The sequence below is a fragment of the Clostridium cuniculi genome (assembly GCF_004353185.1).
Lineage (GTDB): Bacteria > Bacillota > Clostridia > Clostridiales > Clostridiaceae > Clostridium > Clostridium cuniculi.
Window position 1 is genome coordinate 137,456 of the sequence record NZ_SMUS01000006.1, and the last position, 17,556, is coordinate 155,011.

Genomic DNA, 17,556 nt, shown 5'->3' on the forward strand with positions numbered 1-17,556 from the left:
CAACGACTAAAAGCAGTGGAATTTCAATAATAAAAGAAATAAATTTAATTCATATATAAATAGTTTTAGGAGGACATAACATTGGCTGATTACATAAATGAGATTAAAAAGAGAAGGACCTTTGCAATTATTTCTCACCCTGATGCTGGTAAAACAACATTAACAGAAAAGTTCCTATTATACGGAGGAGCAATAAGACTTGCAGGTTCAGTAAAAGCAAGAAAAGCATCAACACATGCTGTTTCAGACTGGATGGAAATAGAAAAGCAAAGAGGTATTTCTGTTACTTCATCAGTTATGCAATTTAACTATGCAGGACACTGTATAAACATCCTAGATACTCCAGGACACCAAGACTTCTCAGAAGATACATATAGAACACTTATGGCTGCTGACTCTGCTGTAATGGTAGTTGACGCTGCTAAAGGGGTGGAAGATCAAACAAGAAAGTTATTCCACGTTTGTTCATTAAGAGAAATGCCAATCTTCACATTCATCAATAAGATGGATAGAGAAGCTCAAGATCCATTTGGATTATTAGAAGATATTGAAGCAGAACTTGGAATCAAAACATATCCAATGAATTGGCCAATAGGTTCTGGTAAAGATTTCAAAGGTGTTTACGATAGACAAAATCAAAGAATCATAGCATTTAACGGTGGAAATCACGGTTCTACAGAAGTTGAAGCTATTGAAGGTTCTGTTGAAGATGAAAAGTTCAGAGAAATATTAGGTGAAGCACTACATGAGAAGTTAATGGAAGATATTGAACTTCTTGATATTGCTGGTGATGAACTTGATATGGAAAAGGTTAGATTAGGAGAATTAACACCAGTATTCTTCGGATCAGCTTTAACAAACTTTGGTGTTGAGCCATTCCTAGAACATTTCTTACAAATGACTACATCACCACTTGCTAGAAACTCAAATATTGGAGAAATAGATCCATTTGATGATAAATTCTCTGCATTTGTATTTAAGATTCAAGCAAATATGAACAAAGCTCATAGAGATAGAATTGCTTTCATGAGAATTTGTTCAGGTAAGTTTACTAAAGGTGAAGAAGTATTCCACATGCAAGGTGGAAAGAAACTTAAGCTAGCTCAACCACAACAATTCATGGCTGAAAACAGAGAAATTGTTGAAGAAGCATATGCAGGAGATATCATAGGGGTATTCGATCCAGGAATATTCTCAATAGGAGATACTTTATGTTCACCATCTAAAAAGTTTAAATTCGAAGGAATCCCAACATTCGCTCCTGAACATTTTGCAAGAGTTAGACCAGTTGACACTATGAAGAGAAAACAATTCGTTAAAGGTGTTACTCAAATAGCTCAAGAAGGTGCTATCCAAGTATTCAAAGAAAACCATGTTGGTATGGAAGAAATAATCGTAGGTGTTGTAGGGGTACTTCAATTCGAAGTTCTTGAATATAGACTTAAGAATGAATACAATGTTGATATTAAGATGGATAGACTTGCATTTAGATATGTAAGATGGATTGAAAGCTATGATGGAGATATTGAAAAATTAAATTTAACATCTGATGCTAAGAAAGTTAAAGACTTTAAGGATAGAGATCTAATAATATTCCAAAATGACTGGGGAATTAACTGGGCTCTTGACCACAATAAAGGATTAGTTCTTTCTGGTGTAGGTAAGGATGATGAATAGTTAACTAAAATATAAAAACTTGATAAAATAAGATAAAAGAATTAAAAGTTAATTATATAAGTTAGAATTAAATATTATATTATTTAAATAAAAAGCATGTAGTAAAATTCAAGCTAATATACTTTATTTATAGAAAATAGTTAAAATAATAAAACTAATAGCTATAGGTAGAGTATATTAATTTTTTACTATATGCTTTTTTATATTATAAAATAATTTATTTTTGCTTATAAAATTTAATAAAAATATAATAATACTACAAAATAATACAATATAATACATAAACAAGAAAAATATGGTATAATGGTTCGTGGAAATAATATAGATTAAAGTGCATCAGGTATAATTTGGAGGGTATAATGTATAAACAAGTTTTAGAGGAAGATATAGCAAGAAAACAATCTAAGGAAATATTAAAGTATATTTTCACAATTGGTATAATATTAATAAGTATTTTTATAATAAGGATATTTATGAGTTATAATGAAAAAGATTATATATATTCTTCTGTAATGTTTGTTAGACAAGTAAATGGATTAATAGGTATTATTTCAATAATTAGTTGTCTAATACTATACAAAAAAACAAAAGATTCTATAGTATTTACAATATTATTAGTATATGTTGGACTTTCAATGGCGTCAGTTACAGGACAATTTGATTATTACACATTTTTAAGTAATAAATTTAGAGTTAGCAATTATATAAGTATATCAACATCTTTTTTTACTATAATTATACTTTTTGCTGCTATTAAACCAAATTCAAAATTACATAAGCTAATAAATAGATATAAATTACAATCCTTTATATTTTTATTTGTTTATTGTATTGTGGGTTGGGAAATAGAAAAGAGAGAGTTTGTAGGAGAGTTTTTTGCTAGTAAAGTAATATTCTTTTCATATAATTTATTTATATTTACTGTATATGTAATAGTAGCATTAAAATTATTATCAACTTGTATAAAAGAAAGCAAGATTATATTAGGTACTTTTAGTGTAAGCCTATTTTTAGTTGCTATTAAGGCATTATATATTATATATGGAGCAAGATATAATTCATGGAATATGAAGTTAACATCAGCTTTAATAACATACATATCATTTCTTATAGTTATTATTGGTTCTGTGATAGAACTATATTTACTATATAAAGAAACTGAATATTTAAATAAAGAATTAAGAAAGTTTTATAATTTAGCCAATAATAACAAACATTCATATATTTTTATTTGTGATAAAAATTGTAATGTATCATTTATGAATAACAAAATAAGAGAAGATTATAATTATGAAATAAATAATGAGGAATTTAAAAGAGAATTATTAAAAATTAGCTTACCAGAAGAAAAAAGAGAAATAATTAGAAAAGAGCTTTCAGCTAAATCAAATTGGAGAGGAATAGTAAGTAATTTGAAAAAAGACTCAATCGTAGATTGTTCCATTCAGTTAATAAAGTCAGATAAAGATGAAAGTCAAGTATTAGTTACTTATTTTGATATGTCTGAAACTATTAAATTACACTCAGAAATAGAAGCTCATAAAATTAATGATGTTAAAAAGTCAGAATTTATATCAACACTTTCTCATGAATTAAAAACACCATTAAATATCTTTTATTCAACAATACAGTTGTTAGATAAGACTAAAGCTATTGGAATAAAAGAATTTAAGGAAACCTATGATAAGTATAGTGATTCATTAAAGTTAAATAGTAAGAGAATGTTAAGGCTTATAAATAATATAGTAGATTCAACAAGGATAGATACAGGAGTGCTTAAAGCAGAGTTCGGAAATTATGAAATAGTTTCAATTGTTGAAGATATAGTAATGTCAACAATACCATTTGCTCAATCTAAGAATATAAGTATAGAGTTTGATACTAATATTGAGGAACATTTTATAAAATGCGATCCTGCTATGATTGAAAAAATAGTACTAAATTTAGCATCAAATTCAATTAAATATACTAAAAGAGAAGGAAGTATTAAAGTATATTTAATGTTAAAAGATGATATATTAGAAATAGTGTTTGAAGATACAGGGATAGGAATTCCATATGAGTTAAAAGATAAAATATTTCATAGATTTTCAAGGGTGGACAGCTCGTTGAAGAGATCAAATGAAGGAAGTGGAATTGGTCTAAATATAGTTAAGTCTATGATAGAGGTACATAATGGAAGCATATCAGTAGATAGCGTATTAAATAAGGGGAGTATTTTCAAGGTTAAATTACCAAATGTATTAATAGAAGATTCACCAATGATAATTTATAAATTTAATAAAGCTAGTACAGAATTAGAATTATCAGATATATATGATTAATAAAATTATTAAATAAATTAAAAAACACAGAGCTAATACAATTAATAGAATTAGTTCTGTGTTTTTTTTATATTTATATAAAAAAGGAGGAAATTAATGAAGAGGGCAACTAATACAATGTTATTTGTAATCATAATATGATACTTACTTGTAATTTGTTATAAGTTTTATAATTATTTTATTAATAAAAAATTAAATGATGAAATTCAAAGTTTAGAAAATTTTCATTATATTTTCATTTCCATTAGATAAGTTTCTACTATATAATATGTAATATATATAAATAGGGGGAAAGTTTATGGTAGATATACATTCACATATAATAAATGAAATAGATGATGGTTCAAAAAGCATTGAAATGACAATAAATATGCTAAAAAAGGCGGAACAGTCAGGAACAACAGATATAATTGCAACACCTCATTTTATGAGAGGAAGATTTGAAATTGAGTATAATGAAGTACTTAAAAAAGTGGAAGAATTAAGAGAAATATCAAGAGAAAATAATATAGATATTAATATATATGCAGGTCAAGAAGTTTATTATAGTAAAAACATATTAGAATATTATAATGATAAAATGATAGGAACCATTAATAATACAAAATACATGTTAATAGAATTTCCTATGTTAGACTTTAATATAGATGAAGTAATAAATACAATATATGAGTTGCAAATAAGAGGAATTACACCAATAATAGCTCATCCAGAAAGATATAAACCATTTATTAAAAAACCTTCAATGATAAATAGTCTTATAAAAGAAGGAATGTTATTTCAGTTAAATGCAGGAAGTCTAACAGGGTCTTTTGGAAAAGATGTTAAGAAAACTGCAACTAAATATTTAGAAAATAATATATATAGTTTTATTGGTTCTGATGCTCATAGAGATAGAGGTAGAGATACTGATATGAAAGAAGCATTAGGTATTTTAGAAAGAAGTCAAAGAAAAGCATTTATTAATAATGGAAGATTAATGCTTGAAAATGAAGATGTAAATTTTAAAGGAACTCTAGTTAAAGAAAAGAAGTTCTTAGGAATTTTCTAAAATAAATATTTAAAATTTATAAGTTTATAGAATTTCTTAATTAATTGGATAGTATATTTATAGTAAGATATTATATATTTAAAGTTTTTGAAATAAGAATTACTTAATATAAGGAAAGTTAACCTTCATTAAGTAATTCTTTTTATTTTAATCTTTAATACATTCATGAAGTTTAGCTATTAGAGAAAGTAATTCACGTCTTTTCTTTGGATAATTCCAATTATGATCAATGCAGTATCTATATAAAGTGGTATTAGGAGTTAAATAAGCAATTTTAATTAGTTCATATTCATCGGAAGAAAGAGTTTTTAGGAGATTTTTCAATAGATCATTCATACTAGAGTTAATAATATGATCTTCTAAATTAAAAGAATCACTAATTAAATCTTCGATTTCATTATCTTCATCTGTAGGAATATTAAGGCTAGATTCATCATTATATTTAATTTGATTACGAGCTAAGTTTCTAAAGCCATTTTTAATAGAATTAATAATATAAGAATCTATAGATTCACCGCCTTTAGATAAATCATATTTATTAATAGCTGTAATAACAGAAATATTTCCAGTTTGAATTAAGTCATCTTTATCAAAGTTTTTTAATTTATACTTAAAGGCATATTTTTTTATAAGTGGTTGATATTTTTCAATAAAAAAAAGAATAGCATCTTTATTATGATTTTTAGCTTTACATAATGTATTAAATAAAAAATTAGAATCAGAGGTTGTATTAACTATTTTTTCTTTAGAATTACTATTTTCTTTAATTTCTAAACATAAAGACTTCAAAATAAGCCCCCCTTTTTTTTAATTACTACAATAGAAAAATAAAAAGTAAATGAAGTGGAAAGAAAGCGAACATACATTCTAGAACATATGTTTATTATAACATAAATTCAAAAAAATGGAATATAAAAACATAAATAAATATAGAATTTTTTTTATAATTAAAAAATAGTAAAAAAAATATACAACAACTTTCGACAATAAAAATTATCTAGTTAAAATATTAAGAATATATATTAAATAAAAATTAAAAAAAATTAAAAAAAATATTAAATAAGAATTAAAATAAAAATTAAAAATATATTTTTTTACAAAATAAAACAAACAAGAAAAATAAAACGTTTACCTGCTAAAAATATAATATATCAGCGCCCTTTTACGTGTTTTTTTTTTATGATATAATAGCTTTCGGACAAAATTAAGATAATTTTAAGAATTTAAAAATATAGAAAAAAGATGTAATTTGTATATAAAAATTTATATAAAAGTCGAAAGAAAAATTTTTTGTCATACAGTTACTAATTATTAAAAAAAATAGCGTAAAATGGATTGTAGGTGGATAAATGATAAATATTTTAGAATATCTAAATGAAATTAGAAAAAAATGTAGAAATATAGCTATCATAACCTTAAGTTTTATTCTTATAGCAAGCATATATACAACATTTTTTATGAAACAAGATTATGAAGCTACAGTAAAAGTATTTATAGGAAAGCAAAAATTCCAAAATACAATGGAAAGCTATAATAATGAAGAAATTACTTTATATCAACGTTTAATTACTACATATTCAGAAGTTATTAAAAGTAAAAAGCTTATTAATAAATCAATTAATGAATCTAAAATAAATTCATTAAGAGAAGTAAATGGAAAGATTGAATATGAATCAGTTATTGGAGATTTAACAGTAAATCCAATAACTAATACTCAAATAATTGAATTGAAATATAGTAGTAAAAATCCACAACAAAGCTATAACTTACTTTATTCAATGACTGAAAATCTTATAGCATATTCAAAAGAACTGTATCCAACAGTTAATATAAAAGTTTTAGAACAAGTTAATGTAAGTAATGGTAATTTAATAAGTAAAAAGATAATGATTATGGGTATAGCATTTATATGTGGCTTAATAGTTAGTATAGGGGGAGTAGTCATGATGATGTATTTTAATAATACATTTAAAAGTAAAGAATCCCTTGAAAAAGAACTAGGACTAGCCGTTATTGCTGCTATTCCAGATATAGAAAATATTTAATATTTAATATTTAATATTTAATAGTTATAATAGGAAGTGCCTTGCAATTTCTTAATAAATAAAACAAAAAGATTAAAAATATGTGATAGATATAAGTATTAGCTGGAAGTAAGTATAATACATAATTTATTACTTTCAACTTAAAAATTATCACTATTAGAAGGAGTGTTTAAATAATGAATGAAATGGAAGAACAAGTAATAAGTTTGTCGGAAATTTTTGAAGCTTTAAAGAAGCGTTGGATTATGATAGTTGCAATTACATTAGCAGCTACATTAATATCAGGACTTGTAAGTTTTTTTGTAATTGATCCTGTATATGAAGCAAGTACTAAGTTATTTATAGGTAAAGAAGAAAGTGATGAAACAGCTTACAATACTAACGATATTCAAATGTATCAAAAGTTATTACAAACTTATGCTCAAGCTATAAAAACTAGAGATTTAGTTGGAAGAGCTATTAATAATTTATATTATGATTTAGAAGAAAAAAATGTAATAGAGTCTTTAACTGTTACTCCTGTTACTGATACTCAAATTCTTCAAATAAAGTATCAAAGTAAAGACCCAAAAGAAGCTAAAGAGGTCTTAACAAGTGTAACACAAGAGTTTATTACAACATCTAAGGAGTTAGTTCCTAATGGAAATGTAAAAATTATTGAAGAAGTACAGCTTCCAGAAGATCCAGTAAGTCCAAATAAAAAGATGAATATATTAATAGCATTTTTATTAGGTCTTATGGTAAGTGTGGGATTAGTTTTCTTACTTGAATATTTAGATAACACTTATAAGAATAAAGAACAACTTGAAAAAGAATTGGGTATACCAGTGCTTGGAACAATTCCAGATATTGATATGGTATAGGAGGTAAAAAGATGTTTGTAGTTGAAAAAAATCCAAAATCAATAGCAGCAGAAGCTTATAGAAGCTTAAGAACTAATATTCAATATTCTTCATTTGATAAAGAGTATAAAACTATTGTAGTAACTAGTGCAAATCCAGGAGAGGGTAAGTCTACTACTGCAGGTAATTTAGCTTTAACTTTAGCAGAGGGTGAAGCAAGAGTTCTTCTTGTAGATTGTGATATGAGAAAGCCATCTGTGCATAAGAGTTTTAGAGTAACTAATACTTATGGCCTTTCTGATGTGCTACTTCAAAAGCAAAAGGTTATGGATGTTGCTCATAATTATAAGAAAAATTTATATATTATAACTGCTGGTAAAATACCACCAAATCCTGCTGAAATGTTAGCATCTAAGTCTATGACTTTATTCTTAGAAGAAATGAAAGAGCATTTTGATTATATAGTTTTAGATACACCTCCAGTACAAGCTGTTGCAGACTCACAAATACTTTCTACTAAGGTTGATGGAACTTTATTTGTTGTTAGAGCAGGTGTTACTAAAAAAGATGATGTTCAAAATTCTATATCTGCATTAAAAAAAGTTAATGCAAATATTATAGGAACAGTACTTCATGCTGTTGATAATAGTAGAAATAAATATTACTACTATTACGGAGACGAAAAGTAAAAACTTTAAAAATATAAGTTAGGATTATATTATATGATTTAAAACAATAACTCATAACTATATAAAGGGGTTTTTAATAAATAGATAAAGATTAGGGGGGGGATATGTATGGAGGGTAAACAATTAGGATTTGAAAAGGAATCTTCTATGGAGTTTAGCCTTTATGAGGCTATTAAAAGATTAATTGATGTTGTTTGTTCTTTTATGGGAGTATTAGTACTGAGTCCTTTATTTATTATTATTGCAATTATTATTAAGACTACTTCTAAAGGGCCAGTATTTTTCTCACAAAAGAGAGTTGGAAAAAATGGTAAAGAATTTAATATGTATAAGTTCAGATCTATGGTAGTTAATGCCGAGGAGCTTAAAGAAAAGTTAGCTGCTCAAAATGAAATGTCTGGACCTATGTTTAAGATGAAAGATGATCCTAGAGTTACTAAGGTTGGAAAGTTCATTAGAAAAACTTCAATTGATGAGCTACCTCAACTTTGGAATGTTCTTAAAGGTGATATGAGTTTAGTTGGACTTAGACCAAGTTTGCCTAAGGAAGTTGCTCAGTTTGATGAATGGATGCATAGGAGACTAGAAGTTAAGCCAGGTCTTACTTGTTATTGGCAAGTTAGTGGAAGAAATAATATTGACTTTGAAGATTGGATGAAGCTCGATATTAGATATGTTGATGAGAGAAATATTTGGATTGACATTAAATTAATATTTAAAACAGTAGGGGTACTATTTGGTGACAAGAATGCTCATTAGTAATTTAAGTTTAATAAATAGAATAAACAATAATTTTAATTTATAGAATTTTTAGTAAAGGGGAATGAAAAATGAAAATAGCAGTAGCGGGTACAGGATATGTAGGATTATCTAATGCAGTTTTATTAGCTCAACACAATGAAGTTGTTGCAGTAGATATTATTCAAGAAAAGGTAGATATGATTAATGATAGAGTATCTCCAATAGTTGATAAAGAAATAGAAGATTATTTAGCTAATAAAGAGTTAAATTTAGTAGCAACAACAGATGCATATAAAGCATATAGAGATGCTGAATTTGTAATAATTTCAACACCTACTAATTACGATCCGGAAATGAACTACTTTAATACAAGAAGTGTTGAAGCTGTAATTGCAAATGTATTATCTATTAATCCAGAAGCAACTATGGTAATTAAATCTACAGTTCCAGTTGGATATACAAAGAGAGTAAAAGAAATGTTTGAATGTGATAATATAATTTTCTCTCCAGAGTTTTTAAGAGAAGGCAGAGCTTTATATGATAATCTTCATCCTTCAAGAATTATTGTTGGTGAACAAAGTGAAAGGGCAGAAAAGTTTGCTAATCTTTTAAAAGAAGGAGCTATTAAGGAAGATATTCCAGTATTATTTACCGATAGTACTGAAGCAGAAGCAGTTAAGCTTTTTTCTAATACTTATTTAGCTTTAAGAGTGGCTTATTTCAATGAATTAGATACTTATGCCGAAATGAAGGGATTAAATACTAAGCAAATTATTGAGGGTGTTGGACTTGATCCAAGAATAGGAAGTCATTATAACAATCCATCATTTGGATATGGTGGATACTGTTTACCTAAGGATACTAAGCAATTAAGAGCTAATTATGAAGATGTTCCTAATGAAATTATTGGAGCTATAGTTGAAGCTAATAGAACTCGAAAGGATTTTATTGCTGAACAAATAATTAAGAAAAATCCTAAGACTGTGGGTATTTATAGATTAACTATGAAAACCGATTCTGATAATTTTAGAGCTTCTTCTATTCAAGGAATAATGAAAAGAATTAAGGCTAAGGGGATTGAAGTTGTAGTTTATGAACCAGTTCTTAAGGAAGAAAGTTTCTTTAATTCTAGAGTTATTAGAGATTTAGATGAATTTAAGAAAATTAGTGATGTTATTGTTTCTAATAGATTAGCAGATGAATTATTTGATGTAGAAGAGAAAGTTTATACTAGAGATTTATTTAATAGAGACTAATAAATATATAAAATAAAGAGGAAAATTGAAATGAAGAAGATTTGTTTTATTGCTTCAAGTGGAGGTCATTTTGAACAGTTAATGATGTTAAATCCTCTTATGGATAAATATGATGGTTTTATTGTGACGGAAAAAACTAGCTATTCTGTAATAAAAAGTGATGAAAGAATATATTATCTTAAGCAAGTAAATAGAAATGAGAAAGTTTTTATATTTAAGATGATAGAAAATACATTTAAGAGTTTAAAAATTTTTATAAAAGAAAGGCCAGATGTTGTTATCTCGACGGGGGCCTTAGCAACAATTCCCATGTGTTTATTATCAAAAATTTTTAGAAAGAAAATTATATTTATTGAATCTTTTGCAAAAGTAACATCTCCAACATTAACTGGTAAATTAGTATATAAATTTGCAGATCAATTTTATATTCAATGGGAACAAATGAAAGAGCATTATCCAGATTCTATATTTAAGGGGGGAATATATTGATTTTTGTAACTTTAGGATCTCAAAAATTTCAATTTAATAGATTATTAAAAGAGATAGATAGATTAATTGAATGTGGAAAAATTACAGAAAAAGTGTTTGCCCAAATAGGATATAGTGATTATGAGCCTAAAAATTATAGTTACAAAAGTTTTTTAGATAGAGCTGAATTTGTAGATATAATGGGAAAGTGTGATAAGGTTATTACTCATGGAGGCACAGGGGCTATTATTGGAGCTGTTAAACAAGGAAAAAAGGTTATTGCAGTTCCAAGATTGGCTAAGTATGGAGAGCATGTTGATGATCATCAATTGCAAATAATAGATCAATTTAAAGAAATGAATTTGATAGCAGGTTTAGATTATATTGAGAATTTACAAGTTGAAATAGATGAGATAGAAAAAAAGTCATTTAAGAAATATAAATCTAATACTAATCAAATAATAGCTAGTATTGTAGATTTTATTGAAAATAAATAGTGGAGTAAGATATGGATGAAATAAGAGTTTTAGTTATAGCTACAACGGATTTGGGGTTTAATGGAATAACAAGTGTGATAATGAATTATTATAGAAATATTGATAGAGATAAAATTCAATTTGATTTTATTATTGGAGAAAAAATTAATGAGGATATAGCTAAAGAAATAAAAAGTTTTGGTGGGAAAATATATCAATTACCTTCAAGGAAAAGACAAACTTTAAAATATTTATTAGAATTAAGAAAAATAATTAGAATTAATGGTTATAAAATTGTACATGCTCATGGGAATAGTGGAACTTTATTCTTAGATATTCATTTAGCTAAAAAATTGGGAGTTCCTATTAGAATAGCTCATAGCCATAATAGCACTTGTAAACATAAATTCATACATAAAATTTTAAAAAATAAATTAAATAAAGAAACAACTCATCCAATAGCATGCTCTAAATTAGCTGGAGATTGGCTTTTTAATAAGGAGTATACGATAATAAACAATGGAGTAGATATTCAGAAGTTTAAATTTAATAATGAGATAAGAAAAGAATATAGAGATAAATTAAACTTAAGTAATAATTTTGTTATAGGACATATAGGACATTTTTCTTATCAAAAAAACCATGAATATTTATTAGAAATATTCAAAGAAGTTTATACTATGAATTCTAATGCCAGATTATTATTAATTGGAGATGGAATTCTAAGGGCTAGTATTGAAGAAAAAATAAAGAATTTAAAATTAGAGAAAGTGGTAGTATTATTAGGAAAAAGGAATGATACAGATAAATTAATACAAGCTATGGATTTGTTTGTTTTTCCATCAAGATTTGAAGGATTACCAGTTGTATTGATAGAGACACAGGTAGCTGGTTTAAAAAGTATTGTTTCCGATAATATTACTAAGGAGTGTGGGATAACAGATAAAATAAAATATTTAAGTTTAGAAGATGATATTAATGTTTGGAAAAATGAAGTTTTGAAATGTAATAAAGTATACAATAGAGAAGATATTATAGATGTAATGGATAATTCTCAATTTAATATAAAAAATGAAGTGAAAAAATTAGAAGATATGTATTTAAAAAATATATAAATAGTTTAGGGAGATATTAAAATGAAGAATACAGGCTTAGGTAAGATAAAGGAAGATTTATTAGCTTGTTCTAAAGGGAAAAAGAGTATTTTTAAAAATATGATTTTTAATACTAATTTTCATTGTGTAGTACTTTATAGAATAGCGCATGCATTTTATAAAATAAAATTATCTTTTATATCTCAAATAATTAAATTTATAATGAAAGTAATTTATAGCGTAGATATTGATTTTAGATCTGAATTAGCAGGTGGATTAGTAATAATACATGGAGTAGGAATAGTTATAGGAGCGGCAGTAAAATCAAATGGTCCTATGAAAATTTATCAAGGTGTAACATTAGGAGGAAATAATGATAAAGTAAGAGTAGAGAATGGGCAAGAATTTGTTCAACCGATAATTGGGAAAAATGTTATTATATATTCTAATGCATGTATTTATGGACCTGTAATAATAGGAGATAATTGTACTATAGGAGCATGTACAGTAATTACTAAAGACATTGAGAGTAACAAGGTTGTATTTAAAAAGCAAGATTTAATTATTAAGTAGAAGAGGGGGCATTAAATGTTATGAAAAAGATAACTATTTTATTATCTACATATAATGGAGAAAAATATATTGAAGATCAATTAAGAAGTATTAAAAGTCAAACAATTATTGATGATATTCATGTAGTTATTAGAGATGATGGGTCAAAGGATAATACAGTTAATATAATAGAAAGATGGAAAAATGATTTATCTTTAACATTAATTACTGGAGAGAATGTTGGAGTAACAAATAGTTTTAGTAGTCTTATTTCAGAAGCACCAAATTCTGAGTATTATGCTTTTGCAGATCAAGATGATATATGGAATAATAATAAGATTGAAAAAGCAATAGAATATTTAAAAAGATATGATAATAGTAAACCAACTTTGTATTTTTCAAATGCTCAAATTGCAGATGAAAATGGAATTCCAGTAGGAAGAAATGTTCATGAAAAAAATGTTGATTTAGAATTACCAAAAGTAATGGCATGTAATCCAGCTTTAGGTTGTACCATGGTATTTAATAAAAAGGCAATGCAGTTATTTAGAGATACAAAAATCAGGAAATCTCCTATGCATGATAAAACAATGATAATTTTATGTTTATTATTAGGACATGTTGTTTATGATAATAATCCAAGTATGTTATATAGACAACATGATAATAACGTTATGGCAAGAAAAAATGGAATATTAAAAAGATTAAAGCAGTTTTATAGATTATGGATAAAAAGAGATGGAGTATCATTAAATGAATATGCTGCTGAAATTCTGGATAAAACTAATGATGTAATTAGTAATAAAGATAGAGAAATATTAACAATTTTTAAAAATTATAAATTAAATATAAAAAATAGATTAAAGCTTATAATGACTCCAATGGCTAATACTAAAAAAAGAAAGAGCAATTTATCATTTAAAATTAGGATTTTCTTTGGTTTAGCATAATAGGTGATTTTAAGTAAATTCAAGGAGAAAAATTTTGAAGAGTATAGTAAAAATATCATATGTTATTACATGTATATTATATTTAGTAAGATATATTCAAAATATAAATTTGCCATTTAATTCGATATTTACATTAAATTTATTTATTATAATGATATATTTTATTTTTGATAAAAAAAATATTATATATAATAAAAAAATAAGCAATATGTTTATATTTATGATTATTCTATTTGGAATATACCCACTTATTTTTAATGATGGATCTTTGATTCAAGAAATATTTTCGAACACTATTCGTATGTTAATATTCATGTTTAATATATATTTTACAGCTATGTTTATATATATAAATAAGGAGAAAGCTTTTTTTATTAAGTCAACATATATTATATTAACAATATTTCTAATTAGTATTTATATAATGAATTTTGATAATTTTGAAGGGATATTAAATATAAAAAATGTTTTCAGCTATGAATTAAGATATAGAAATGCATTTGGATTATATCATCCTAATGCAACAGGATCATTGTGTATGGCAACGATAATTTTATCGATATATCTATTAAAATTAAATAGGCTAAAAAGAATAATTTTAATTATATTTAGTGATATTATTATTTTACTAATATTGATTTCAACATCTTCTAGAAATTCAATAACATGTTTAGCAGTTTTTTTTGTAGTTGCAATATTTTTATTATTTTATAATAAGTTTTTTACAAAATTTAATGAAATTTATTTAAATAAAAGTTTTAAAGTAGGTTTTTATGTAATATTAATAATATGCCTAATTATAGCTTTAAATATTATAGATATAAATGAATTGTTGTATAATAGTAATAGGATGTCTAACTTTATAGTAAACATTCCTGCTGTTTTTGAAAATGAAAAAGAGCTATTTGGTCTGGGATATATTCAACCTGGATTTTTTAATACTAGTAGATATATTTTTAATACTACTTTTGTTGATAATTGGTATTTGTATACATTTGTATCTCTTGGAATAATAGGATTTATATTTTCTATGATATTATTAATATATTTGATAATATCAATAATATTTGATAAGAAACATGATTTGGCAGAAAAAGTTATTGTTACTAGTATATTGGCAACTAATTTATATCACTCAATATTTGAAACTGCGTTTTTATATCCACAATTCTTTTTTAGTTATATTTCTTGGATAATATATTTTTTATTTATTTATGATAAAAGTTAGTTTGAATTTTAAGTAAGTAAATAAAATAAAAGGAGTTAATAATGAATATAAAAAAAAATACAAAAGTATATATAGCATGTCCTTACAAATATATTTCAGGAGGACCTGAGACATTGCATCAATTAGTGGATAAATTAAGAAATAAGGGTTATGATGCATATATATATTATATAAATTTTAAAAATAAAGAAAAAGAAGAATTACCAGAAAAATTTAAAAAATATAACGTGAAAATAGCAAAAATAATAGAAGATAGTGAAGATAATGTGTTGGTTGTACCTGAAACTAATACAGAAATTATTTACAGATATAAAAATATAAGAAAAAGCATTTGGTGGTTATCTGTAGATTTTTACTGGAAAAGCAGTGGAAGAGAGTTAGCAAAGTGGTCTCCAATATTTAAAAAGGTAAATATTGATAATGTATTAGGAAAAAGTATTCATAATATTTTATCTGTATATAAAACAATTAAATATAAAAAATTTAAGATGTTTGATATTATAAATGGGAAAGATAAAAATAAATATTTTCATATGTATAATAGCGAATATGGAAGAAAATTTTTAATTAATCATGGAATAAAAGAAGAAAATATGGAATATCTCTGTGGTCCTATTGATGATAAATATATAAAAGATATTAATATTATAAAAAATAAAAAGAATATAGTTGCATATAATCCAAAAAAAGGTAAGGAATTTTCTCAAATATTGATAGAATATGTTAATAGTAGAAATCCTGAAATTGAATTTGTAGCAATTCAAAATATGTCATTAGAACAAGTAGAAAATTTATTAGAACAGTCAAAGGTATATATGGACTTTGGATATTTTCCAGGACCAGAAAGAATTCCGAGGGAAGCTGTTGTTTCATTTTGTAATATAATTACATCTAATTTAGGCAGTGCAAAAAATAAAAAGGATATATTAATACCGGATAAATTTAAATTTGATTTAGATACAGTAGATATTAATTTAGTATATGAAACAATTATTAAATTAATATATAATTACAAGGAATATGTTAATGAATTTGAGTGTTATAGGAAAAAAGTATATGAACAAAAGAATTTATTTAGTAAAAATATAGAGGTTATATTTTCAAAGAATAATGAGAGGTAAGAGTTATGAAAGGTATTATTTTAGCAGGTGGATCAGGAACAAGACTTTATCCAGTAACAAAGGCAATGTCAAAACAAATGGTTCCAATATATGATAAGCCAATGATTTACTATCCAATGTCAGTGTTAATGTTAGCTGGTATAAGAGATATTTTAATAATATCAACGCCTAGAGATATAGTTAATTTTAAGGAATTATTTAAAGATGGTTCAGAATATGGTCTAAACATTGAATACGCAATTCAAGAGCAACCGAATGGATTAGCAGAAGCATTTATAATCGGTGAAGAATTCGTTGGTAATGATAATGTAGCAATGATATTAGGTGATAATATATTCTATGGTCAAAACTTTAGTTCTCATTTAAAAGAAGCAGCACAATTAGAAAAAGGAGCAATGGTATTTGGATATTATGTTCAAGATCCAAGAGCTTTTGGAGTAGTTGGATTTGATGCAGATGGTAAAGTAACTTCATTAGAAGAAAAGCCAGAAAAACCAAGATCAAAATATGCAGTGCCAGGTCTTTATTTCTATGATAACTCAGTAGTAGAAAAAGCAAAGGCACTAAAACCATCAGCAAGAGGGGAATTAGAAATAACTGATTTAAATAAAGTTTACATGGAAGAAGGAACTTTAAAAGTAGACTTATTAGGTAGAGGAATGGCTTGGCTTGATACAGGAACTCACGTATCAATGTTAAAAGCATCTAATTTTGTTGAAGCAGTACAAACAACTCAAGGTACATTCATAGCTTGTTTAGAAGAGATTGCATATAGACAAGGATGGATTTCAAAGGAACAAGTTAGGGAATTAGCTGGACCTTTAATGAAAACAGAGTATGGAAAATATTTAATAGATATAATTGAGGAAATATAGAGGTGGACAAACTATGAAAACTTACTTAGTAACTGGTGGAGCTGGATTTATAGGCTCAAACTTTGTATTATACATGTTAAAAAAATATGAAGATATAAGAATAATTAATTTAGATAAGTTAACTTATGCAGGAAACTTAGAAAACTTAAAGTCAATTCAAGATGATC

The 17,556-nt window shown here is 25.5% G+C and carries 18 protein-coding genes; 17 read left to right on the forward strand and 1 reads right to left on the reverse strand.

What is annotated here, in order from left to right; translation table 11 throughout:
- Positions 1-81 precede the first annotated feature (81 nt).
- From EJJ37_RS04385 to EJJ37_RS04395, 3 genes are all read left to right on the forward strand, one after another.
- Positions 82-1,677, forward strand: a complete 1,596-nt coding sequence (locus EJJ37_RS04385; RefSeq protein ID WP_133014379.1) for a peptide chain release factor 3 — start codon at positions 82-84, stop codon at positions 1,675-1,677.
- A 359-nt stretch (positions 1,678-2,036) separates the two neighbouring features.
- Positions 2,037-4,001, forward strand: coding sequence for a sensor histidine kinase (locus EJJ37_RS04390; RefSeq protein ID WP_133014380.1), 1,965 nt, complete (start codon positions 2,037-2,039; stop codon positions 3,999-4,001).
- Between the two features lie 298 nt (positions 4,002-4,299).
- Entirely contained in the window at positions 4,300-5,052 is a 753-nt protein-coding gene (locus EJJ37_RS04395) for a tyrosine-protein phosphatase (protein WP_133014381.1), read from the forward strand.
- Between the two features lie 147 nt (positions 5,053-5,199).
- On the opposite strand, the gene EJJ37_RS04400 is transcribed toward EJJ37_RS04395, so the two are convergent.
- Positions 5,200-5,841 (reverse strand): sigma-70 family RNA polymerase sigma factor, encoded by a 642-nt coding sequence (locus tag EJJ37_RS04400; RefSeq protein WP_166484658.1) that lies wholly within the window; start codon positions 5,839-5,841, stop codon positions 5,200-5,202.
- Positions 5,842-6,401: 560 nt separating this feature from the next.
- Between EJJ37_RS04400 and EJJ37_RS04405 the strand changes: the two genes are divergently transcribed.
- The 14 genes from EJJ37_RS04405 to EJJ37_RS04470 all read left to right on the forward strand — a co-directional run.
- Positions 6,402-7,097 (forward strand): YveK family protein, encoded by a 696-nt coding sequence (locus EJJ37_RS04405; protein ID WP_133014383.1) that lies wholly within the window; start codon positions 6,402-6,404, stop codon positions 7,095-7,097.
- A 185-nt stretch (positions 7,098-7,282) separates the two neighbouring features.
- Positions 7,283-7,960 carry a YveK family protein gene (locus tag EJJ37_RS04410; protein ID WP_133014398.1) on the forward strand — a complete coding sequence of 226 codons (678 nt, stop codon included), beginning with the start codon at positions 7,283-7,285 and terminating at the stop codon, positions 7,958-7,960.
- A gap of 11 nt (positions 7,961-7,971) precedes the next feature.
- Positions 7,972-8,628 carry a CpsD/CapB family tyrosine-protein kinase gene (locus EJJ37_RS04415; RefSeq protein ID WP_133014384.1) on the forward strand — a complete coding sequence of 219 codons (657 nt, stop codon included), beginning with the start codon at positions 7,972-7,974 and terminating at the stop codon, positions 8,626-8,628.
- Positions 8,629-8,736: 108 nt separating this feature from the next.
- Entirely contained in the window at positions 8,737-9,387 is a 651-nt protein-coding gene (locus tag EJJ37_RS04420) for a sugar transferase (RefSeq protein WP_133014385.1), read from the forward strand.
- 71 nt (positions 9,388-9,458) lie between these two features.
- Positions 9,459-10,625, forward strand: a complete 1,167-nt coding sequence (locus tag EJJ37_RS04425; protein ID WP_133014386.1) for a nucleotide sugar dehydrogenase — start codon at positions 9,459-9,461, stop codon at positions 10,623-10,625.
- A 30-nt stretch (positions 10,626-10,655) separates the two neighbouring features.
- Positions 10,656-11,114, forward strand: coding sequence for a PssD/Cps14F family polysaccharide biosynthesis glycosyltransferase (gene pssD, locus EJJ37_RS04430; RefSeq protein ID WP_133014387.1), 459 nt, complete (start codon positions 10,656-10,658; stop codon positions 11,112-11,114).
- A complete protein-coding gene (gene pssE, locus EJJ37_RS04435; RefSeq protein WP_133014388.1) occupies positions 11,111-11,590 on the forward strand; it encodes a PssE/Cps14G family polysaccharide biosynthesis glycosyltransferase in 480 nt (159 codons plus the stop codon). The genes pssD and pssE overlap by 4 nt, the downstream gene beginning before the upstream one ends.
- An 11-nt stretch (positions 11,591-11,601) precedes the next feature.
- Positions 11,602-12,684: a glycosyltransferase family 1 protein gene (locus EJJ37_RS04440; protein ID WP_133014389.1), complete on the forward strand. Its 1,083-nt coding sequence runs from the start codon at positions 11,602-11,604 to the stop codon at positions 12,682-12,684.
- Positions 12,685-12,705: 21 nt separating this feature from the next.
- Complete coding sequence (locus EJJ37_RS04445) at positions 12,706-13,236, forward strand: serine O-acetyltransferase (protein WP_133014390.1); 531 nt, start codon at positions 12,706-12,708, stop codon at positions 13,234-13,236.
- Positions 13,237-13,256: 20 nt separating this feature from the next.
- A complete protein-coding gene (locus EJJ37_RS04450; protein WP_133014391.1) occupies positions 13,257-14,165 on the forward strand; it encodes a glycosyltransferase family 2 protein in 909 nt (302 codons plus the stop codon).
- 34 nt (positions 14,166-14,199) lie between these two features.
- Positions 14,200-15,393 carry a hypothetical protein gene (locus EJJ37_RS04455; RefSeq protein WP_133014392.1) on the forward strand — a complete coding sequence of 398 codons (1,194 nt, stop codon included), beginning with the start codon at positions 14,200-14,202 and terminating at the stop codon, positions 15,391-15,393.
- Between the two features lie 41 nt (positions 15,394-15,434).
- Entirely contained in the window at positions 15,435-16,514 is a 1,080-nt protein-coding gene (locus EJJ37_RS04460) for a hypothetical protein (protein WP_133014393.1), read from the forward strand.
- Positions 16,515-16,519: 5 nt separating this feature from the next.
- Positions 16,520-17,389, forward strand: coding sequence for a glucose-1-phosphate thymidylyltransferase RfbA (rfbA, locus tag EJJ37_RS04465; RefSeq protein WP_133014394.1), 870 nt, complete (start codon positions 16,520-16,522; stop codon positions 17,387-17,389).
- A 13-nt stretch (positions 17,390-17,402) separates the two neighbouring features.
- Positions 17,403-17,556, forward strand: a 154-nt coding sequence (locus tag EJJ37_RS04470; RefSeq protein ID WP_133014395.1) for a GDP-mannose 4,6-dehydratase, incomplete at its 3' end; no start/stop codon positions are given.